21 protein-coding genes are annotated in these 19,533 nt (G+C 72.9%); 7 read left to right on the top strand and 14 right to left on the bottom strand.

Going from position 1 to position 19,533, the window contains the following annotated elements; translation table 11 throughout:
* The first annotated feature begins 85 nt into the window (after positions 1–85).
* Complete coding sequence (locus QL987_RS03530) at positions 86–1,588, top strand: threonine/serine exporter family protein (RefSeq protein ID WP_221849821.1); 1,503 nt, start codon at positions 86–88, stop codon at positions 1,586–1,588.
* 114 nt (positions 1,589–1,702) lie between these two features.
* On the opposite strand, the gene QL987_RS03525 is transcribed toward QL987_RS03530, so the two are convergent.
* The gene (locus tag QL987_RS03525) at positions 1,703–1,897 is read right to left on the bottom strand and encodes a DUF2795 domain-containing protein (protein ID WP_290156287.1); all 195 of its coding nucleotides are present in this window, start codon (positions 1,895–1,897) and stop codon (positions 1,703–1,705) included.
* A gap of 112 nt (positions 1,898–2,009) precedes the next feature.
* Positions 2,010–2,702: a TetR/AcrR family transcriptional regulator gene (locus tag QL987_RS03520; protein WP_290156286.1), complete on the bottom strand. Its 693-nt coding sequence runs from the start codon at positions 2,700–2,702 to the stop codon at positions 2,010–2,012.
* Positions 2,703–2,906: 204 nt separating this feature from the next.
* Between QL987_RS03520 and QL987_RS03515 the strand changes: the two genes are divergently transcribed.
* A complete protein-coding gene (locus QL987_RS03515) occupies positions 2,907–3,227 on the top strand; it encodes a hypothetical protein (protein ID WP_253466368.1) in 321 nt (106 codons plus the stop codon).
* 101 nt (positions 3,228–3,328) lie between these two features.
* Here QL987_RS03515 and QL987_RS03510 read toward each other — a convergent pair whose 3' ends face one another.
* Entirely contained in the window at positions 3,329–4,240 is a 912-nt protein-coding gene (locus tag QL987_RS03510) for an SDR family oxidoreductase (RefSeq protein ID WP_111075159.1), read from the bottom strand.
* Positions 4,241–4,339: 99 nt separating this feature from the next.
* Positions 4,340–4,546, bottom strand: coding sequence for a hypothetical protein (locus QL987_RS03505; RefSeq protein ID WP_290156285.1), 207 nt, complete (start codon positions 4,544–4,546; stop codon positions 4,340–4,342).
* A gap of 128 nt (positions 4,547–4,674) precedes the next feature.
* Between QL987_RS03505 and QL987_RS03500 the strand changes: the two genes are divergently transcribed.
* Positions 4,675–5,469, top strand: a complete 795-nt coding sequence (locus tag QL987_RS03500) for a hypothetical protein (protein WP_290156284.1) — start codon at positions 4,675–4,677, stop codon at positions 5,467–5,469.
* Positions 5,470–5,489: 20 nt separating this feature from the next.
* On the opposite strand, the gene QL987_RS03495 is transcribed toward QL987_RS03500, so the two are convergent.
* The 3 genes from QL987_RS03495 to QL987_RS03485 all read right to left on the bottom strand — a co-directional run bounded on the left by QL987_RS03495 (position 5,490) and on the right by QL987_RS03485 (position 8,450).
* Positions 5,490–6,272, bottom strand: a complete 783-nt coding sequence (locus tag QL987_RS03495) for an endonuclease/exonuclease/phosphatase family protein (protein WP_290156282.1) — start codon at positions 6,270–6,272, stop codon at positions 5,490–5,492.
* A complete protein-coding gene (locus QL987_RS03490) occupies positions 6,269–6,883 on the bottom strand; it encodes a sigma-70 family RNA polymerase sigma factor (protein WP_111075163.1) in 615 nt (204 codons plus the stop codon). Before QL987_RS03490 ends, QL987_RS03495 begins: the two co-directional genes overlap by 4 nt.
* 61 nt (positions 6,884–6,944) lie before the next feature.
* Positions 6,945–8,450 (bottom strand): LCP family protein, encoded by a 1,506-nt coding sequence (locus QL987_RS03485; RefSeq protein ID WP_290156281.1) that lies wholly within the window; start codon positions 8,448–8,450, stop codon positions 6,945–6,947.
* A 138-nt stretch (positions 8,451–8,588) separates the two neighbouring features.
* Here QL987_RS03485 and QL987_RS03480 point away from each other — a divergent pair, with 138 nt between their 5' ends.
* Positions 8,589–9,425 carry a YdcF family protein gene (locus QL987_RS03480; protein WP_111075164.1) on the top strand — a complete coding sequence of 279 codons (837 nt, stop codon included), beginning with the start codon at positions 8,589–8,591 and terminating at the stop codon, positions 9,423–9,425.
* A gap of 60 nt (positions 9,426–9,485) precedes the next feature.
* On the opposite strand, the gene QL987_RS03475 is transcribed toward QL987_RS03480, so the two are convergent.
* Positions 9,486–10,136, bottom strand: coding sequence for a GntR family transcriptional regulator (locus tag QL987_RS03475; protein ID WP_290156280.1), 651 nt, complete (start codon positions 10,134–10,136; stop codon positions 9,486–9,488).
* A gap of 12 nt (positions 10,137–10,148) precedes the next feature.
* Complete coding sequence (locus QL987_RS03470; protein ID WP_290156279.1) at positions 10,149–12,293, bottom strand: efflux RND transporter permease subunit; 2,145 nt, start codon at positions 12,291–12,293, stop codon at positions 10,149–10,151.
* A gap of 87 nt (positions 12,294–12,380) precedes the next feature.
* On the opposite strand from QL987_RS03470, the gene QL987_RS03465 reads away from it, so the two are divergent.
* Both QL987_RS03465 and QL987_RS03460 read left to right on the top strand, forming a co-directional pair.
* Positions 12,381–12,818 (top strand): MarR family transcriptional regulator, encoded by a 438-nt coding sequence (locus QL987_RS03465; RefSeq protein WP_290156278.1) that lies wholly within the window; start codon positions 12,381–12,383, stop codon positions 12,816–12,818.
* 55 nt (positions 12,819–12,873) lie between these two features.
* Positions 12,874–13,890 carry an LCP family protein gene (locus QL987_RS03460; protein ID WP_290156277.1) on the top strand — a complete coding sequence of 339 codons (1,017 nt, stop codon included), beginning with the start codon at positions 12,874–12,876 and terminating at the stop codon, positions 13,888–13,890.
* A gap of 72 nt (positions 13,891–13,962) precedes the next feature.
* Here the strand turns inward: QL987_RS03460 and QL987_RS03455 are convergent, their stop codons facing one another.
* The 5 genes from QL987_RS03455 to QL987_RS03435 form a co-directional block, all read right to left on the bottom strand.
* Positions 13,963–14,649, bottom strand: coding sequence for a transglycosylase family protein (locus QL987_RS03455; protein WP_111075285.1), 687 nt, complete (start codon positions 14,647–14,649; stop codon positions 13,963–13,965).
* Positions 14,650–14,984: 335 nt separating this feature from the next.
* Complete coding sequence (rlmC, locus tag QL987_RS03450; protein ID WP_290156276.1) at positions 14,985–16,136, bottom strand: 23S rRNA (uracil(747)-C(5))-methyltransferase RlmC; 1,152 nt, start codon at positions 16,134–16,136, stop codon at positions 14,985–14,987.
* Positions 16,137–16,153: 17 nt separating this feature from the next.
* Entirely contained in the window at positions 16,154–17,056 is a 903-nt protein-coding gene (locus QL987_RS03445; RefSeq protein ID WP_290156274.1) for an SMP-30/gluconolactonase/LRE family protein, read from the bottom strand.
* 86 nt (positions 17,057–17,142) lie between these two features.
* Entirely contained in the window at positions 17,143–17,766 is a 624-nt protein-coding gene (locus QL987_RS03440; protein ID WP_253466331.1) for a VTT domain-containing protein, read from the bottom strand.
* A 94-nt stretch (positions 17,767–17,860) separates the two neighbouring features.
* Positions 17,861–18,613 carry an SDR family NAD(P)-dependent oxidoreductase gene (locus QL987_RS03435; protein ID WP_290156272.1) on the bottom strand — a complete coding sequence of 251 codons (753 nt, stop codon included), beginning with the start codon at positions 18,611–18,613 and terminating at the stop codon, positions 17,861–17,863.
* 51 nt (positions 18,614–18,664) lie between these two features.
* Between QL987_RS03435 and QL987_RS03430 the strand changes: the two genes are divergently transcribed.
* The gene (locus QL987_RS03430; RefSeq protein ID WP_290156271.1) at positions 18,665–19,513 is read left to right on the top strand and encodes an SDR family NAD(P)-dependent oxidoreductase; all 849 of its coding nucleotides are present in this window, start codon (positions 18,665–18,667) and stop codon (positions 19,511–19,513) included.
* The last annotated feature ends 20 nt before the right edge of the window (positions 19,514–19,533 follow it).

Raw genomic sequence — 19,533 nt, 5'->3', positions numbered from 1 at the left:
TCCCCACCGGTCCGGTGGGGAGCCTCCCGTCAGTCGTCCCACCCGGCACCAGGCGGCGCACGAGGACGGCAGGCACAATGGTCCGATGGCCGAACCGCTCCCTCCCGGCCCCCGGCCGGGCCGTCCACCCCGTCCGCGCCCGAAGGCCCGGAGCGTCGCCCAGCACGACATGCGGGACGTCCGCGCGCGACTGCGCGGCACGATCTACGAGCACGTCACGCCCGACACCCGCTCACTGCGGGAGCAGTACTCGGCCCGGCAGATCGTCGACTTCTGTCTCGACCTGACCGAGGTGATGCTCGCCTCCGGCGCCGACACCCGGAGCGTCGAGACCGCCGTGATCGCGGTGGCGACGAAGTGGAACCTCGCACCGCTCGACCTGGACTTCTCGGGCAGCTCGGTGACGATCCAGTACTCGCCGACCGAGGGCCCGCCGCTCGTCAAGATGCGCAGCACGCGCTCCGACGGCGCCGACCTCGGACGGCTGACGTGGGCGAACCAGATCGTCGACGACGTGATCCACGACGACCGGGACATGACCAGCGCGGTGAGCGCCCTCGTGGCGGTGCTGCGGATGCCACCGCGGTGGCCGATGTGGCTCGCCGACGTCGGCTTGTCGGTGCTCGGGACCTCGATCGCACTGCAGGCCGGTGGTGGTTGGCGGGCCGGCGTCGGGGCGTTCGTCCTGATGCTCGGCATCATCGTCTCCGGCCGGTGGCTGACCGGCCGCGGGTACCCGCAGTTCTTCGTCTCGGGCGCGCAGGGGGCGGTGGCGTCGGTGATCGGCACGCTCGCGATCTGGGCGGGTGTGCTCACGCCGACCGGTGCGGCGACGATGGTGGCGGCCCTCGTGGTGCTCCTGCTGCCACACGTGCAACTGGTGACGTGGGCGCAGGACGCGATCTCGGGGTTCCGCGCGATGGCGGTCGCCCGGGCGTTCACCATCGGCATGCTCATCGCGGCGATCGTCGTCGGGGTGCCGGCGGGCATCGCCGTGACGCACTGGCTCCGGCTCGAGGTCGAGCCGTCCGGCATCGTCACCCAGGCCCTGCCGCTCTGGGCGTCGCTGTCCCTGACCGTGGCGTCGGCCGGGGCGAACTGCTTCGTGCAGCAGGCCAGCGCGCGGGTGATCCCGGTCGCGGTGGTGTTCTCGGTCGCGGCGGGGGCGGCGCTCTGGCAGCTCAAGGAGTTCGGCCTGCCGCTGCTCGGCGCGACGTTCCTGGCGGCGGTGCTGCTCGGCGTGCTCTCGACCTACGCGGCCGTCCGGATGCGCACGGCCGTGTCGGCGATCGCGGTGCCGGCGTTCTGCGGGGCGCTGCTGCCCGGTGTCGCGGTGTCGAACGCGCTGCTCAACGTGATGAGCGGGTCGTCGAGTTCGGTGCTGGACTTCGGGTCGGCGGTGACCGTGGCGCTCGCGATCGGGGCCGGACTGGTGCTCGGCGGGCTCTTCGCGACCCCCGGGGCCCGGCGTGCCCTGCGTCGGGGACGGCGGATCGAGGTGCACTCGGTGCACAGCGACACCACCGCGCTGCCGGTCATCCGCGACTCCGGCTACGACCCGGGCAACGGCAGCGTGCCGCGCTGGTGAGCCGGTCGCGGCGCCGGGATTCGCGCTGAGCGACACGACGCGGGCACGGGGCCGCGCGCGGTGTCGCCCAGCGCGAACCTCGGCAGCCCGCAGCCGGAGCCTGAGCCGGAGGCGCTAGCTCGCGTCCGAGACGGCCTTCGACACGTCGGTCGGGGCGTCGTACTCGCCGTCCGGGATCGCACGGAGCGCCTCGAGCACGTCGTCGGGGGCGTTCTCCTTCTCGGCGGTCGACACGACGTCGTCCTTCGAGGCGGGGTAGTCGATGCCGCTCAGGTACTTCTGGATCTGGATGGGGTTCGGTGCTGCCACGATCGTTCCTTCCGTTGGGCTTCCCGGCGTACCCGGGCTCCCCTCGGCGACGTCCCAGCGGGTGCGGTCGGCGGCCAACACGGAACGAGCCGACCCGGCGGAGGCCGACCCGTCAGACCGACCAGGTCTCGTCGTCGGACCAGGACACGTCGCCCCAGGTCGACAGCCGGCGCTGCGCGGTCGCCTCGTACCGTTCCATCCAGCCGCGCTCGAGGCGGGCGACGGCTCGGTCGAAGGCCGCGACCAGGTCGAGGTCGCTGCGCAGGAGCGCCTGCAGCTGCAGCCCCTCGTACAGGGCGATGAGCTGCTCGGCTCCGCGGCGCGGGTCCATCGTGTGCGGGGCTCGTCCGACCGCGATGTCGTGCTCCAGGCCGCGCTTCACCTGCGAGAAGAACAGCTGGTAGCGCGACCGGAGGTAGCTCGACATGGCGTGCTGGGGGTTGCCGGCGACGCTGAGCAGTGCGACGAGCAGACGCATCAGTGCCGGGTCGTCGGCGTTCGAGGCCACGATCGCGCGGAGGAGCTCGACGGTGCTGCCGTTGCCGACCTCGCGGGTGACCTCGTCCATCCGGGCGCCGTTCCACCGGTCCACCGCTGCCAGGACGAGCCCGTCCCACGACGGGAAGTGCTGCTGCAGCTCGTGCGTCGAGATGTCCAGCCGCTCGGCGACGTGTTCGGCGCGTGCCTCGTGGAAGGGCACGTCACGGAGCAGGTCGACGGTGGCACCCACGATCCTGATCCGCAGGTGCAGGGTCGCCGCAGCCGCAGCGGCAGCCATCGTGTCGGCGCTGGTGTCCTCGAGCATCGTGCCCTCCGTGTCCGGGACGCACGGTCAGGTCGTGGCCGTCGCGTCCAGGCGGTGCGGACGTCCTGTCCGCACGTCGATCTTGGCGGAGATCGGGGGTCCGGCGCATCCCCGGTCCGGGGGTCGGCAACATGGGGGACAAGCGGAGGCGTTCGGCGGCCACTGCCTGGGCGTGTCCGCGGCGGGGTGTGTGACGATGCCGGGATGTCCCCGAACGACTCCACCGCACAGGGCCTGGCGACCATGGCGTCCGCCGGGTTCGAGTTCGCGAGCACCCCGGAGCAGGTGGCGCACGACGTCCGCACGATGTGGGAGCACCTCGGCCGCCCGGAGGGTGCGTTCGAGGCCGCCGCCGCCGCGATCGCCGTCCTGCCGCAGCGGCCCGAGGTACCGGTCGCGCTGCAGGCCCGGCGTCGGGAGTTCGAGCAGGCCGTCGGCATCAACCCCGTCGAGGTCGAGCTGGCCGCGGCCCTCGCAGCGCGCGAGCTGCTCGAGTCGATGGCGCGGACCTGCGGCACGCACTGACGGGCCGCCGACACGCGGCTGGTCCCACCGCATGACGGGAGGCCCGTGGCTGAGCAGCCACGGGCCTCCCGTCATGCGCGGCGTCGCCGCCGGGTCACCGACTACGGCGTGGGCATGCCGCCGTCGACGTGCAGCGTCTCGCCCACCACGTAGGACGACTCCCCGCTGGCGAGGAACACGAACGCCGGCGCGAGCTCGGCGGGCTGGCCCCAGCGGCCGAGGTAAGTCTGCTCGCCCGCGGACGGCAGCGCGTCGGACGGCTGGCCGCCGGCCGGCTGCAGCGGGGTCCAGATCGGACCCGGTGCGACGGCGTTGACGCGGATGCCCTTCGGCGCGAGCTGCGCGGCCAGGCCCTTCGCCAGGTTGTTCACGGTCGCCTTCGTGGCGGCGTAGTGCACCAGGTGCGGGGACGGTGCGTACGCCTGGATCGACGTGGTGTTGATGATCGTCGAACCCGGCTTGAGGTGCGGCACGGCGGCCTTCGTGATGCGGAACGTCGCGTACGCGTTCGTCTTGAAGGTCTCGTCGAACTCGTCGTCGGAGATCTTCGTGATGTCGTCGACGTTCTGCTGCTTGCCGGCGTTGTTGACCAGGATGTCGAGGCCGCCGAGCTCCTGCACGGCCGTCTCGACGAGCTGCTCGCAGAACGCCAGGTCCTTGATGTCCCCGGGCAGGGCGACGGCCTTGCGACCGGCGGCTTCGATGAGGGCGACGATGCGGTCGGCGTCCTCCTGCTCCTCGGGCAGGTAGCCGATGGCGACGTCGGCGCCTTCACGGGCGTAGGCGATGGCGACGGCCGCGCCGATGCCGGAGTCGCCGCCGGTGATGAGCGCCTTGCGACCCTCGAGACGGCCGGAGCCGCGGTAGGTGTCCTCGCCGTGGTCGGCCGGGACGTTCTCCGCCATCTCGGCGTCGGTGCCGGCACCCTCGAGGTACTGCTCGTCCGGCTTCTTGTCGGCGTAGAGCTTCGTCGGGTCCTGCATGGTGTACTGGTCGATCCGCTGGTCCGTCATGGCTGCGACGGTACGCACGGCCGCTCCGGTCCCCGTTCAGGAGGCTGTCCCCCGCCGCGCAGACCGGCTGCTGCCGCGTGGACCCGCAGTGGGCCGCCCTCAGACCGGGCGGTACACCGCGATCGGCGGGGCGTCGTCACCCTGGTCCTCGGCGTCACCGGTCCGCGACCAGGTCCGGCCGTCGTGGTCGATGGTCGCCGGCAGGTCGCCGTGCACGATCATCCGCACCGCCGGTTCGTCGCCGTCGATCAGGTCGACGCCGTGCGCCGCGTTGTCTCCGGTGCTGTCCACCACGTACTCCGCCATGCGTCCGACGGTACGCGAGGCGACGCCGTCCGGCCCGGGCTCCGGCAATGTCACGGTCCGGTGACGGTGCGGAACCGTTTCGGTAACACCCGTCGCCCAGCCCGGGAGGGGCGGCTACGGTCGAGCGAGTGACTCCCAGGACTGTGATGACGATCGGCGCCGTGGCGCTCGCCCTCGTGGTGGGCAACGGCCAGGCGGTCGACCACTGGTCCGGCCAGGACGCCGACCGCGCTGCTGCCGCTGAGCCGACCGCGTCCGCGACCCGCACCGCCGATCCCGTGCCGACCTGGCGTCCGGTGTCGTCCGGCGCGCTGAAGTCCGTCGACGCCGTCGAGCTCCGCGCCGAGTCGATCGTGTTCCGCTCCGACGACCACACCGTCACGACCGTGTCGATGCGCGACGCAAAGCACACCGTCTCGGTCCTCAACCGCATCCTCGGCACCCCCGCACGCACGCAGACCGCCGTCGGCGACGCCGGTCGCTGCGTGCCGGCCAGCACGACCTCGACGTGGGGCGGTGCGATCCGCGTCGCCGCGTTGGCGGAGCCCGGCACCGCCGGCAACCGGGTCGAGGTCCGCGTGCTCCGCGACCACGTCCGCTCCCGTCTCGGCGCGGTCATCGAGCTCTCCGGGCCGGACGGGGTCCAGGTCGGCGACGACGTCTCCGACCAGATCGACGACGCACCGGCGAGCGACCGCGAGTCCCTCGGGTCGGACGACGCCCAGGCGTGGCAGCTCCTGCTGCAGCGCGGGTGGACCGACGACAGTGACCACGATGGCGACCGCGGGACCGGCGGCCACCACGGCACCGAGGGCGACGGTGCAAACGGCGACGGTGCCAACGGCGTCTCCGTCCTGACCGACGACTCCACCGTCACCGTGATCGGGTCGCCGATGCCGATCCGCCCCGCCCGCGGCTGCTGAGGCCCCGCGGCAGCTGCGGTTCAGACCCGGATCGTCGCGATCACCGGGAAGTGGTCGCTCGCGAACCACGTCTCCGGCCCGTCGTGGTCGATCCGCACCCGGTCGACCGCAGTGACGTCACGCGTGAACACCCAGTCGATGCGCTCCCCGGTCGCCACCGGCGGCTGCCAGTCGTTGAAGGACGCCGTGTGGTCGTCCGGGTCCCCCGCCACGCTCCAGGCGTCGGTGTAGCCCGCGTCCGCGAACACCTGCGAGGCCGCACCCGCCCCGGCCGGCTCGTTGCAGTCCCCCGCGAAGAGCACCGGGCCGTCGACGACCGACAGCCGCTGCACGACGAGCGCGGCACTGCGGGCGCGGACCTCGTCGCCGTGCGGGCCCTGCTCGTGGTCCATGTGCGTCGTCAGCAGCGTGAACGCCGGACCCTCGGCATCGAGGAACCGCGCGTGGTTCGCGATCCGCGGGTACAGGCTGTCCCAGGTGTTCGAGACGGGCTCGTCCGGGGTGTCCGACAACCAGAACGATCCGGAGTCGACGGGGCGGAACCGGTCGCGCCGGTAGAACACCGCGGCGTGCTCTCCCGCCGTACCGCCCTCTCTTCCCTGGCCGACGGCGTCGTGGTCCGGCAGGCCTTGGCGGAGGGCGTCCATCTGGTGGTCGAAGGCCTCCTGCACGCAGAGCAGGTCGGGGTCGTGGCGGCGGATGACGTCGAGGACGACGGGCAGTCGGGCGGGCCAGTCGTGCACCGGGTCCGGGTTCTTGATGTTGTAGGTCATGAGGGTGATCGGGCGTGCGGTGCTGGTCACCCCTCGAACCTACCCAGGCGGCGCCCGGAGCCCTCGCTGCCTTCGCCTGCCGGACCGACCAGGGTCCGCCGGAGCGTCAGCACGCCGTCCCGAGCGCGCGACTTCGCCGTGCCGGTGGGGACCCCGAGCGCTCGCCCGAGCTCGGGGCCGGACAGGTCGGCCAGGTAGCGCAGGACCACCGCGTGCCGCTGTCGCTCCGGCAGCGTGCCCAGTGCCCGGCGGAGCGCCTGTCGGTCGAGCACGGCCTCGGCGCGGTCCAGTGAGCTGTGGTCGAGTGCCTCGTGGTCGCGGATGCCCAGACGCCGGTCCCGCTCGCGGTCCGCCTGGGCCTTCCGGACCCGGTCGATCGCCCGCCGGGTCGCGATGGTCCGGATCCAGGCGATCACCGGGTGTGACGGGTCGTAGCGGGGGGCGAGCCGCCAGACCTCGAGCATCACGTCCTGCGTGACGTCCTCAGCGAGCCAGGCGTCGTGCAGCTGGCGCCGGGCGACCTGCAGGACGAGCGGCCGGAACCGTTCGTCGATCCGGCGGAAGGCCTCCCGGTCCCCCGCGGCGACCCGCAGCAGCAGGGCGCGCTCCTCGTCCCGTCGTCGGCGCAGCTCGTCATCCACGTCCCGTAATGTGACATGCCAGTCTGGATGACAGCGGCGAGACGTGGCCGACCGGCCGGCGTCAGTTGATGCAGACGCCTTCCTGGCCGTACTCGTGGACGGCGGTGGACGACGGGCTCGGCTCGGCGGGCGCCGTCGTCGGCTTCGGCGCGGCGGCCTCCTTCGACGGCTCCGCCGGGGCGGGCGTCGACGTGCCCGGCTGGGCGGCGGCCTGCGGCGTCTTGCCGTCGGTGCCGAGCACCAGGGTGACCCCCTGCACGGCGGTGCTCTGGACCGGCACCGCGCCGGGCACGACGGCGACCAGGGCCTTGGCCTGCGCCTCCATGCCGACCGGGTACTGCACCATCGTCGTCGCCGTGGTGTCCGAGGAACCCGGGGCACCGACCTGGAAGCCACGACCCGCGAGCACCCCGGAGGCGGCGGCCGCGGCACCCGTGACGCCGCTGCCGTTCGAGACCGTCACCGAGACGGACCCGGCCGCAGCCGCGGTCGCCTGCGTGTACGCCGGCGGCTCACCGACCAGGCTCTGCACGAACGCGGGCATGCCGGCGGTGTCGACCTCGACGATCGACAGCGCCGAACCGTTCGGGTAGATCGTCGGGGTGCCGAGGATCGGGATCGTCGCCGACTTGATGTTCGACGGCCGCAGGTTGCTCATCTGCCGCGCCAGGGTCAGCATGTCGAGCCCCTGGTCGGTCTCCACCGAGCTGCCGATCGCGTCGATGATGTTCGTCGTCTTCACCGGGTTGAGCAGGGTGCCGGCGGACAGGATCTTCCGCGCCTCCTGCGACAGGAAGTACTGCTGCCGGACCTGGCGGTCGAGGTCACCGTTCGGCAGACCGTGCCGCTGCCGGACGAACGACAGGGCCTGCGCCGCGTTGAGCTCCGAGACGCCGGCCGGCAGGTCGACACCCGAGAAGTCGTCCTGGGCGGCCTGGTTCAGACAGACGTTCACCGGACCGAGCTGCTTGACGATCTCGTAGAACCCGAGCAGCGAGACGCGCACGTAGTGGTCGATCGTCAGCCCGCTGAGGCCCTGGATCGTCGCGATGAGCTTCTTCGCGCCGCCGGTGTCCCCGCCGCCGTTCATCGTGCCGTACGAGAACGCGCTGTTGAGCTTGCCCTTGCCGACGCCCGGGATGTCCACGTACGAGTCGCGCGGGAACGAGATCATCGTCGCGCTCCGGCCGTCCGCGGCGATGTGCAGCACGATCATCGTGTCCGTGTTGGTCGCGCCGCCGTCGGACTGGGTGTTGAGCTCCGCCATCTGCTCCGGCGTCGCGTTGTCCGGACGGTGGTCGTCGCCGACGAGCAGGATGTTCATCGCGCGGCCGTCGACGTCGTCCTTCGCGGGCGGCGCGCTGCCGATCGCGTCCACCTTCGTGACGCTGCTGGCCAGGCGGTTGTACGCGTACGCCGCGTACCCGCCGCTCAGCAGCACAGCCATCGTGAGGACGCCGGCGAGCGCAGGGAAGACGACTCCCCAGTGGCGCTTGCGGCGTCCGTGGCGGGGCGGCACGGCGCGATCGGCCCGGCGTGGCCTGGTCTCCTCGGGTGCGTTCGTCACGGGGAGAACCATAACCGTGGAGCGCGCAGATGACATGGATTCCGGCTGGACGACCTGTACGCACCGTTCCGGGAGGCCCGGTGCCGGACGTGCGCACCGCCTCCCGTCCACCCATGCTCGCCCCGTACTGTCGGTCGCGTGTTCCTGACCGTCGTCGCCGTCTGCTGCGCCGCCGTGGCGGTCCCCCTGCTGGTGAACGGGGCCCGTGCGTTCCGGCGCGGCGCACGGAGCCTGACCCGGTTGCTGGCGCTCGTCGCCGGGCTGGCCGTCCTGGCGCTCGGCGTCCTGGTCGCGGTCCTCGCAGCCGTCGGGACCACGGTGAGCACGGCGCTGCTCGTGCTGGTCCTGGCACTGGCGGGGTACCTGGCGCTGGTGTTCGCCGTGTTCCTCGGCGCCGCGGTCGCGTACGGCCACGTCCGGGTCACGGAGGAGGCCGAGTCACTGGTCGTCCTCGGCTGCGGGCTCGTGCACGGTGCGGTCTCGCCGATGCTGCGGTCCCGCCTGGACCGCACGCTCGAGGTGTTCCACCGCTCCGTCGCCGCCGGCCGCACGCCGGTCGTGGTGCCCTCCGGCGGCCAGGGCGAGGACGAGGACCGCACCGAGGCCGACGCGATGGCGGAGTACCTGGTCGCGCACGGTGTGCCCGCCGGACTGGTGCACCGGGAGGGCCGGTCGACGAACACCCGCGAGAACCTCCGGTACTCCGCCGACGTGCTGCGCGACGCCGGCTTGCACGGCCGGACGCTCGTCGTCACGAACGACTACCACGTGATGCGCACCGCGATGACGGCGCGACGGACGGGCCTCGACGCCCGGGTGCTCGGGGCGCCGACGGCCAGGCAGTCGGTGCCGAGCGCGTTCCTCCGCGAGTTCGCGGCCGTGCTCGTGATGCACGGGTGGTGGCACCTCGGGGCACTCGCGGCGATCGTGGTGCTGTGGGGCGTGGGGCTCGCGACCGGGCTGCTCCCAGCCTGAGCGACCGCCCTCTCAGCTCCGCTCGGTGCCCGCCGCTCAGCTCCGCTCGGTGCTCACGTCTCAGCTCCGCTCGGGCAGCAGGTGCACGGCCTCCATGGCCAGCTCGGCGGCGATCGGGTCCTTCGCACGCACCGCGTCACGGAGGTCCGCGATCCGGGGTGTGACGACGTCGACGGGCACGACCTCGGCGATCTCGGGCACGCGGAGCTTGAACGACAGCCCGTCGGTCGTCGCCTTGCAGAGCTGCGCGAGCGAGGCGTTGCCGCACGCGTCCGCCCACATCGCGTAGACGTCGGCGCCGTCGTGCGCCAGGGCCGCCTGCTCGCCCTTACCGAGTCGTGTGAGCACCTGGTCGAGCGTCGCCACGACCCGGCGGCGCTCGGCGTCGGTGAAGCGCGGGACCGCCAGCCGGACGACACCGCCGTAGATCACGCCGAGGGTCTGGTACGCGTCGAGCAGCTCGGTCTTGGTGGGGGCGGCGACCCGGGTGTACCGGTTCGGCGCCATCTCGACCAGTCCGGCGCGGGCCAGTTCGGCGAGCGCTTCGCGGATCGGGGTGCGGGAGACACCGAGCCAGGCGATCAGGTCGTCGTCGTTGAGGCGTTCGCCGGGCTCCAGGGTGCCGTCCATGATCGCGTCGCGGATCTTGTCCTGGACGGTGTCACGGAGGAGCTTGCGCTCGGCGGCCGGCTGCGTGGAGGGTACGGGCATGCGCTCAGCGTGTCACATGTCACGCGGTCGGCGCGAGAGGCGCGACGGCCACCAGGCCCGACGACCGAGGTCGAGCACGAGCGCCGGGACGAGCAGGGACCGGACCACCACGGTGTCGAGCAGCACCCCGAACGCGACGACGAAGGCGATCTGCACGAGGAACAGGATCGGGATCACCCCGAGGGCCGCGAAGGTGGCGGCGAGCACGACCCCCGCAGAGGTGATCACCCCACCGGTGGCCCCGAGCCCGCGCAGGACGCCCTCGCGCGGACCGTGGCGGAGCGTCTCTTCCCGCACCCGGGTCATGAGGAAGATGTTGTAGTCCACGCCGAGCGCCACCAGGAACACGAACGAGAACAGCGGCACGGACGGGTCGGCTCCGGGGAAGTGGAACAGGTGGTCGAAGACGAGCGCGCCGACGCCGAGTGCCGCCGCGAAGGACACGATGACGCTGCCGATGAGGACGAGCGGTGTCACGATGCTCCGGAGCAGCAGCATCAGGATGAGCAGGATCACGCCCAGGACGACGGGGATGATCAGGGTGCGGTCGCGGATGCCGGTGTCGTTCGTGTCGATCGCGGTCGCGGTGACCCCACCGACGCGGGCACCGGGGTCGACCCGTTCGACCGCGGTGCGGAGCTGTCGGACGGTCCGCTCGGCCGCGGCGGAGTCGGCCGGGTCGGCGAGGGTCGCCTCGAGGAGCACCTGGCCGCGTGACACGGTCGGGTCGGCAGCCGGGGCGCCGGTGGCAGTGCCGGTCGTCGTGCCGGCGGCGTCCGCGCCGACCGGAGTGGTGCCGGAGGGTGCGTCCTTCGCGGCCGCGGTGACACCGTCGACCCCGTCCACCCCGGTGACCGCGTCGGCGAGCCGGTCGATCCGGTCCGCGTCGCCGAGCACGAGCGCCGGGCTGCCGGAGCCGCCGGGGAAGTGGTCCGCCAGCACGGTCTGGCCGTCGCGGGCCTGCGACTGCCCGATCACCAGGTCGCTCTGCGGTACCCCGTCGGCGCGCAGCCCGAGCAGGCCCGTGCTCATCGCCAGGAGCCCGACCGTGCAGACGATCCAGACCAACCGGGAGCGCCGCCCGACGAGCCGGCCCACCCGGGCCCAGAGTCCCCGGGCGTCCGGGCCGGTGAGCACCGGGTGGGCGCTGCCGAACGCGGGGCGCAGCGGCCAGAACGCGGCGCGCCGGAAGCAGAGGAGGAGCGCGGGCAGCAGGGTGAGGGCGGCGAGCACGCTGAAGGCGATGCCGATCGCCGCGACCGGGCCGAGCGCCTTGTTCGAGTTGAGGTCCGACAGCAGCAGGCACAGCACGCCGACGATGACCGTGCCGCCCGAGGCGATGATCGGCTCGAGGCTGCCGCGGAGTGCTGCCTTGGTGGCGTCCCACCCGGTGCGGTGGTCGCGGAGGGCCTCGCGGTACCGGGACGTGTAGAGGAGCGCGTAGTCGGTCGCGGCCCCGATCACCAGGATCGAGAGGATGCCCTGGACCTGCCCGTTCACGGTGACGACGCCGGCCTTCGCCAGCGCCCAGACGACGAGGATCGACGCGGTCAGGGCGAACACGGCGGTGGCGAGCACCAGGAACGGCAGCAGCGGCGAGCGGTAGACCACGATGAGGATGACGAGCACCGCGAGGAGCGCGACCCCGAGCAGCAGGCCGTCGATGCCCGCGAACGCCTCGGTGAGGTCGGCGGTGAAGCCCGCCGGACCGGTGACGTACCCGCGCAACCCGGTCGGCAGGGCGTCGTCCACGTCCGCCCGGATCGCTGCGACCGCGTCCCCGGTCTCGGCCGAGGCGGTCAGCGTGGCGACGACCTCGACCGCGTCGCCGTCCCGGCTCGGGATCACCGGGCTGACCTGGTCGACGTCGTCCCGGTCCCCGAGGGCCTCGGCGATCCGGTCGGCGGCGGCGTTGTCGGCGGAGGTCAGCCCGCCGTCCCGCTCGAGCACGACGATGGCCGGCGCCCCGCTGGCGTCCCGGAAGGCACTGCTGCGGTCCTGCACCGCGGTGGCGTCGGCGGAGGCCGGCAGGAACGAGGTCTGGTCGTTCGTGGAGACCTCGGAGATCCGCCCGAAGAAGGGGCCGCCGACCGAGGCGACGACCAGCCAGACGAGGATGACGAGGGCGGGGATCGCGATGCGGAGGGAGCGGGGCACGACGGCGAGCGTACACCGATCGTCAGCATGCTGAACACTTTGCGGCACACCGCGGTCGGGTGGACTGCTCCACCGTAGACTCGGGGCATGGAGGACCAGTCCGCGCAGTGGCCGATCGGACGCCTGCTCGCCGCTGCGTCCCGCGCCGTCGAACGCGAGTGGGACGAGCGTCTCCGGGCCATCGGGCTGCAGCACGCCGCCCTCATCGCGCTCGACATCGCCCTCCGCACCGGACCGACCAGCGCCGACGTCATCGCCCGCACCGCCCGCGTCCAGCCCCAGACGATGTCGCGCACCCTCGAGCGCCTGGAGCGCGACGGGATGATCGAGCGCAGCCCGCACCCGGAGGACGGCCGGCGGCGACTCGTCATGGTCACCGACCACGGGCGGCGGATGTGGGAGACCGCGCGGCACATCGAGCGCGAGGTGCTGCCGGACGACCCGGAGCTCCGCGCCCGGCTCGGCGCGATCGTGGCCGGCGTGCGGCGGACCGATCCCGACGAGGTACTTGCACCTGATATGTGAGATGTGTAACCCTGGATGAGTCGGTGACCAGGCCGGCCTGCCCCCAGGGAGTCCCATGTCCGGCCGTCGAGCCCTCGCCCTGAACGACCGTCGACGCCCACTCCGCACCGCCCTGCTCGTCGCCACCGGGCTGCTCACGGTCGTGACGATCGTCCTCGCCGTCGTGGTGAGCGCCTTCGTCAGCGGACTGGCGCACCGCTACGACGCCGGGCGGACGGTCATCGAGTCCGCGTTCCCGGATGCCGATCGCCCCGCACCCGCCGAGGACGCCGAGGACGCCGTCAACGTGCTGCTCATCGGCTCGGACTCCCGCGCCCGATCCGACCCGGACCAGGACCGTGCCGGCGGCGGCCGGTCGGACGTCCTGATGCTCGCGCACGTTTCGGGTGACCGCCGGCACGTCTCCCTGGTGTCGATCCTCCGCGACTCCTGGGTCGACGTCCCCGGTCACGGCAGCGCGAAGATCAACGCCGCGTACTCCTGGGGCGGGGTCCCACTGACGGTGCAGACCGTCGAACAGCTCCTCGACGTCCGGATCGACCACGTCGCCGAGATCGACTTCGCGGGCTTCGCCGGCATGACCGATGCGCTGGGCGGTGTCACCGTCGAGTCCTCGACCGCGTTCGACGCCCGGGGGCACCACTTCCGGGTCGGACCGAACCACCTCGACGGGGCGGCGGCGCTCGCCTTCGTCCGGGAGCGGTACGCCTTCGCCGACGCCGACCGCACCAGGGTGCGGAACCAGCAGGCGTTCCTGCGCGCCCTCGTCCAGCGGGTCGTGTCCGAGGACACCCTGACGAGCCCGGGGCGGATCCGGCAGTTCGTGTCCTCGAGCAGCGAGTACCTCTCGGTGGACCCCGGCCTGGACTTCTCGACACTCGTCGGACTGGGGTGGTCACTCCGTGACTTCCGCGCGCAGGACCTCGACACCGTGACCCTGCCGTCGGCCGGCGGCGGCACGAGCGACGACGGGCAGTCCTACGTCCGGGTCGACCGGTCGGCCGTCTCCAGCCTGTCGATCGCGCTCCGCTCCGACGACGTGTCCGGCTGGGTCGCGACCCACGCCGGATGACGAAGCGCCCCACGACCGAGGTCGTGGGGCGCTTCCGATCGGCGCGAGACGCTCAGCGCGAGAGGCTGGGCGTCAGGCCGGGAGCTGCAGGGTCTGTCCTGCGTAGATGAGGTTCGCGTCGTCGACGGTCGACGTGTTCGCCGCCCACAGCTGCTTCCAGCCGCCCTCGACGCCGAGCTTCGTCGCGATGGTGTCGAGCGTGTCGCCCGAGGCCACCTTGTAGGTCTTGCCGCTGGTCGGGACGGCGGCCGGCTTGGTCGCGGTCGCCGACGGGGCCGGCGTGCTCGCGACGGCCTTCGGGGCCGTGGCCTGCGGTGCCGGAGCCGCCTGACGGGTCGGTGCTGCCGGGGCCGCCGCCTGCGGAGCCGGGGCCGGGGCCGCGGGCTGGGCGACGGGTGCCGGGGCCGCGCCGCTCGTGCCGCTCAGGCCGAGCTTCGCGGAGCAGGCGGGCCAGGCGCCCCAGCCCTGCGAGGCGAGGACGTTCTCGGCCACGGCGATCTGCGTCGAACGGCTCGCGCCGGCCGGGCTGCCCGTGCCGCCGTTGGCGGTCCAGGTGCTCTGCGTGAACTGCAGTCCGCCGTAGTAGCCGTTGCCGGTGTTCGCGGCCCAGTTGCCGCTGGACTCGCAGGCCGCCAGGGCGTCCCAGGTCGAGCCGTCGGCCGCGCTGGCCGGTGCAGCCGCGAGACCGACGCCCGTTGCGGCGATGCCAGCGAAGGCGAGTCCGCCGACGAGGGCGCGAGTTCGGGTGTGGTTCTTCATGTCGTTGCTCCACCGGGGTCGCGTCGTCGTTCCCGACGTCGGCTGCCCACCCCGACCGATCGCGGTCAGTCTGATGGTGTCGCCGGGGGCAGCCTCCGCGCCGGCGTCACGGTGGGCCACCATAGGAAACTCACGCTCGTTATCAAACTGAGACCAACGGTTCTACCCAGTAGTGCTATGTACCCCAGACCGACCCTGTACGTCGCGATGCCCATGGGCGCGGCGATCGCACGTACCCGGGTACACGACCTTCCGAGTTCCCTGGCAATCGTGGATCCGGCGACCCGACGACGGACGGGAGGCGCGGGGCGGGCCCGCACCGCGCCTCCCGTCCGTCAGGCCCGCGACAGCAACGTGACGGCCTCGAGGTGCCCCGTCTGCGGGAACATGTCGAGCACGCGGACGCGCCGCAGCCGGAACGAGGGCATCACCGCGAGGTCGCGGGCGAGCGTCACCGGGTTGCAGCTGGAGTAGACGACGTGCCGGACCTCGGACGTCTCGAACCAGCCCGCGAGTTCGGCGCCGATCCCGCGACGCGGCGGGTTGACGACGACGAGTTCCGGGGCGGTACCGGGGCGGGCACGGAGTGCGTGGGCGGTGGCGTCGTCGGCGGCGAAGCGGACGTCGGTCAGGCCGGCCTCGCGGGCGGACTGCTTCGCGGACACGATCGCCTCGAGGCTGGTCTCGATGCCGGTGACCGAGCGACCCGAACGTGCGGCGTGCAGCGCGAACCCGCCGACACCGCAGTACAGGTCCCACATCGAGGCCGGGTCGACCTCGTCGATCCACGCCGACGCCTGCGCGTACAGCTGCGTCGCGACGGACGTGTTCGTCTGGAAGAAGCTCTGCGGGCGCAGGTGCATCGTCACCGGCCCCAGGCGCATCGGCAGGGTCTGCTGCTCCGTGAGCACGACCTCCCGGTCCCCCTCGGTCACGGCCTTGTGCTCGGGCAGCAGGTTCGCGGTGACCACGACGGCCTGCGGCAGGACCCGACGGAGCTCGCCGAGCCGGTCGCGCAGCCGCGGCAGCTGCCCCTCGCTGCGGAGGACGAAGCGCACCATCAGCTCGCCGTCGGGCGACTCGGTGACGAGCACGTACTTCAGCTCACCACGGCGCTGCCGGACGTCGTACGGGATCAGCCCCGCGGACGCGACGAAGTCGGCCAGGACCGGCAGCGCGTGCTGGATGCCCGGCGTGCAGATGCCGCAGTGGCGCAGGTCGACCCCGCGCTGCCGCTCGTCGAGGATCCCGACGGTCGGCTGCTGCACCGTGCCGCCGACGACCATCTTCGCCTTGTTGCGGTAGCCGGACTCCGGGCTGGTGACCGCCGGCAGCCACTCCACCGCCCCTGGGCCGCCGGCCGCGTCGACGGCGTCGTGCAGGAGTTCGCGGGTGCGGAGCTCCTTGTCGAGGACCTGGTCTCCGTATGGCTGACCCATCAGGGTGCACGACCGGCAGACCCCGCGGTCGAAGTAGTCGCACTGCATGGCCGAGTCAGGATACGTCAGCGGCGGGCGGCGTCCCGGGTGGTGGTCCGGATGCGGTGCACCGAGGTCGTCGCCGTGACGAACAGGTCGCGGCCGTCGTCGCCGCCGAAGCAGAGGTTCGCGACGGTCTCGGGCACCGGGACCAGGCCGATCCGGCTGCCGTCCGGCTCGTGGACGAACACCCCGACCGCCGCCGAGGTCCAGATCCGCCCGTCCTCGTCCACCCGGAGGCCGTCGGGCACGCCCTCGTCCGGGGCGAAGCGCACCAGGTCGCGGCCGTTCTTCACCCGCACCCCGGGGACGCCGGGGGCCGCCGGAGCGTCCGTGACGACGTCGTAGGCGCGGATCACCGGGCGGTCGCCGTCCGAGCTCGCCACGTACAGGACCCGCTCGTCGGGCGAGAACGCCAGGCCGTTCGGCTCGTCGACGTCGAGGACGACCGGGCGCAGGTCCTCGCCGTCCGGGCCGCAGCGGAACACCCAGTGGTCGCCGTACTCCCGCTCGCCCGGGTGCCCTTCGCGCGGCTGGGTGATGCCGTAGGCCGGGTCGGTGAACCAGACGCTGCCGTCCCGGGCGACGACGACGTCGTTCGGGGAGTTGTAGGCCACCGCGCCCCACCGGGTCGTGATGGGGGTGACCACGCCGTCCCGGTCGCGCTCCACCCGTCGGCGCCCGTGCGAGCACTGCACCACCGAACCGTCGTGGTCGAGGGTCCGGCCGTTGGTGAACTCGACGCCCTGGGCGTACACCGACACGGAGCCGTCGGCCGCGGACCACTGCAGGACGCGGTCCGCCGGGATGTCCGACCACCGCAGGGTCCGGGTCGCGGGGACCCAGCACGGCCCCTCGGCCCAGGTGCTGCCGGTGTGCAGGGTCTCGAGCGCGGTGGGGTCGGGGACGAGGTCGGTGAGGCTCGGCACGGGTGCTCCTTCGGACGGTGCGACCACGCTAGTGCGCGGGCACCGGCCGGAGCCCAGGCCACTCGACGGACCAGGCCATCGCCGGATCAGACCGCCGCGGCCGCCGCCTCGCTGCGTCGCCGCACGGCCTTCTCGATCGCCGAGATCCCCAGGCCGAGCAGGATCGACGCCACGACCGCGAGCACGGTCACCAGGAACGGCTGCTCCCGGCTCCAGTGTCCGGTCGCCGCGGCGATCCCGACGCAGTACGCGGCCCAGACGACGTCGGCGAGCGCGCAGCTGAGCAGGAACCGACGGAGGTCGAGCCCGCTGTCGGCGCCGACCAGGTTCGTCGTCAGCCGACCCATCGGGATGAAGCGCCCGAGGACCGCGATGCGACCCGGGGCCGCGCGGTACCGCTCGTCGATGGACTCCCGGGCCTTCCGGACCTTCGGCCGGGCGAACCAGGACTTCGAGCCGAGGTCGACAGACCGGGCCAGCCGGTAGAGCGCCAGGTCGCCGAGCACCATGCCGATCGTGGCCGCGACGACCAGGAGCAGCACCGGCAGCAGCCCACCGTCACCGCCGACCAGGAGCGTGCCGATCGCGACGACCATCGCCTGGCTGGGCAGGAAGACCGCGATGCTGCCGACGGCGAGCACGAGGCCGACGACCAGGAACGCCCACGGGGTGCCGACGAGCTGCAGCACCACCTGTTCTGCTGCGTCCACTGCGCACCCTCCACGGCACGAGCCTGACGCGCCGCTGTCGATCATCTCAGGTCGGCGAGCGGGCCGCGCGCCGGTGCGGTCCCCGGCCCGGCCTTCAGTGCTGTGACACCGGTGACAGCACGAGCTCGTCGATCCGCACGTGTGCCGGAGCGCAGAGCACGAAGCCGATCGCCCGACCGACGTCCTCGGGCGTGAGCATGACCGCCCGGGCCGCGGCGTCCGGCACGCTCGGGCGCTGCTCGAGGAAGTCCGTCGCGACGTCGCCCGGGCACAGGTGCGTGGCGCGGACGCCGTGCTGCGCCTCCTGCTGGTTGAGCGTGCGGACGACGGGACCGAGCGCGGTCTTGCTCGCCGAGTACGCCACCCCGGCTCCCGGCTGCGACGACCACCCGGCGTACGAGGACACCACGACGACGACCCCGCCGGAGCGCCGGAGCGCGGGGAGGGCCGCGTCGACGACCTGCACCACCGCGGTCAGGTTGGTGTCGATCACGGCGCGGAGGTCCGTCATGCTCTGGTCGTCCCAGCGCCGCCGCGGGGAGTTCAGCCCGGCCGACAGCACGAGTCCGTCGATCCGGCCGTGGCGTTCGAGGAGGGTGTCCCGGGCCTCGGTCACGGCCTCGGGGTCGGTGGCGTCGAGGGGCAGGACGTCCGCGGTGCCGCCCTCGGCGCGGATGCCGGCGGCGACCGCTTCGAGACGCTCGGTGCGACGGCCGCTGAGGACGAGCCTCCAGCCCGACCGGGCCGCCACCTGCGCGGCCGCAGCCCCCATGCCGCTGCCACCGCCAGTGACCCAGAGGACGCGGTCGTCCGTCGTGCTCCGGTCTGCTGTGCGCTCGTCCGTCATGGGTGGGACAGTAGACGCGTCGGCGTCGACGGACGCCCCGAAGGAGCGACGATGCACCTCGACCTCAGCGACCGGGTGGTGGTCGTCACCGGCGGCGCCCGCGGGATCGGCCGGACCATCGCGGAGCGGTTCCGCCGGGAGGGCGCGCACGTGGTCGCGCTCGACCTGGCCGCGGCGCTCGCGGACCGCGGGGCGGACGACCAGCCGGGAGGCCCGCCCAGCGTCCCCGACGGCACCCACGCTGTCGGGGCCCCCGCTGTCGGGACCCACGCTGTCGAGGCCCACGCGCTCGAGGTGCTCGCCTGCGACGTCACCGACCCGGCGTCGGTGCGCGCCGCCGTCGACGCGGTCGTCGCCCGGCACGGCACGGTCGACGTCCTCGTCAACAACGCCGGCATCAACGTCGAGGGCCGGGTGGCGGACCTGGAGTGGGACGCGTGGCGCCGGTGCATGGACGTGAACCTCGGCGGCACCTTCCTCATGAGCCAGGCGGTGGCGCCGGTGATGCAGCGGGCGGGACGCGGCCGGATCATCAACGCGGCGTCCTTCGCGGCGATCGTGCCGAGCGTCGGCAGTGCGGCGTACGCGGCGTCGAAGGCGGCCGTCGTGCAGTTCACCCGGGTCCTGGCGTCCGAGCTCGGGCCGTGGGGCATCACCGTGAACGCGTACGCGCCGGGGATGGTGCCGACCGCGATGAACGGCTTCGCGACCATGCCGACCGCCGACCAGGACCGGCTGCTCGACACCCTGTCGATCCGGCGGTGGGAGACACCGGACGACGTCGCGGACGTGCTGCTGTTCCTGGCGAGCGACCTGGCGGGGTACGTGACGGGGACGCTGCTCGACGTGTCCGGCGGCAAGCTCGCCACCCAGATCCCGTCGCGGGCGTACGAGGGCTGAACCGGGCCGGGCAGTCCTGC

It is taken from the genome of Curtobacterium sp. APC 4022, from assembly GCF_030407555.1.
Lineage (GTDB): Bacteria > Actinomycetota > Actinomycetes > Actinomycetales > Microbacteriaceae > Curtobacterium.
The sequence above is the reverse complement of the archived record's forward strand: the minus strand, read 5'-3'. Positions and strand labels throughout refer to the sequence as shown.

What these genes read in the sequence shown, in the direction of transcription:
- QL987_RS03530 (WP_221849821.1), top strand. Translation starts at nt 86, where the DNA reads ATGGCCGAACCGCTCCCTCCCGGCCCCCGGCCGGGCCGTCCACCCCGT.
- QL987_RS03520 (WP_290156286.1), bottom strand. Translation starts at nt 2,702, where the DNA reads ATGCTCGAGGACACCAGCGCCGACACGATGGCTGCCGCTGCGGCTGCG.
- QL987_RS03515 (WP_253466368.1), top strand. Translation starts at nt 2,907, where the DNA reads ATGTCCCCGAACGACTCCACCGCACAGGGCCTGGCGACCATGGCGTCC.
- QL987_RS03510 (WP_111075159.1), bottom strand. Translation starts at nt 4,240, where the DNA reads ATGACGGACCAGCGGATCGACCAGTACACCATGCAGGACCCGACGAAG.
- QL987_RS03505 (WP_290156285.1), bottom strand. Translation starts at nt 4,546, where the DNA reads ATGGCGGAGTACGTGGTGGACAGCACCGGAGACAACGCGGCGCACGGC.
- QL987_RS03475 (WP_290156280.1), bottom strand. Translation starts at nt 10,136, where the DNA reads ATGCCCGTACCCTCCACGCAGCCGGCCGCCGAGCGCAAGCTCCTCCGT.
- QL987_RS03465 (WP_290156278.1), top strand. Translation starts at nt 12,381, where the DNA reads ATGGAGGACCAGTCCGCGCAGTGGCCGATCGGACGCCTGCTCGCCGCT.
- QL987_RS03460 (WP_290156277.1), top strand. Translation starts at nt 12,874, where the DNA reads ATGTCCGGCCGTCGAGCCCTCGCCCTGAACGACCGTCGACGCCCACTC.
- QL987_RS03455 (WP_111075285.1), bottom strand. Translation starts at nt 14,649, where the DNA reads ATGAAGAACCACACCCGAACTCGCGCCCTCGTCGGCGGACTCGCCTTC.
- rlmC (WP_290156276.1), bottom strand. Translation starts at nt 16,136, where the DNA reads ATGCAGTGCGACTACTTCGACCGCGGGGTCTGCCGGTCGTGCACCCTG.
- QL987_RS03435 (WP_290156272.1), bottom strand. Translation starts at nt 18,613, where the DNA reads ATGACGGACGAGCGCACAGCAGACCGGAGCACGACGGACGACCGCGTC.
- QL987_RS03430 (WP_290156271.1), top strand. Translation starts at nt 18,665, where the DNA reads ATGCACCTCGACCTCAGCGACCGGGTGGTGGTCGTCACCGGCGGCGCC.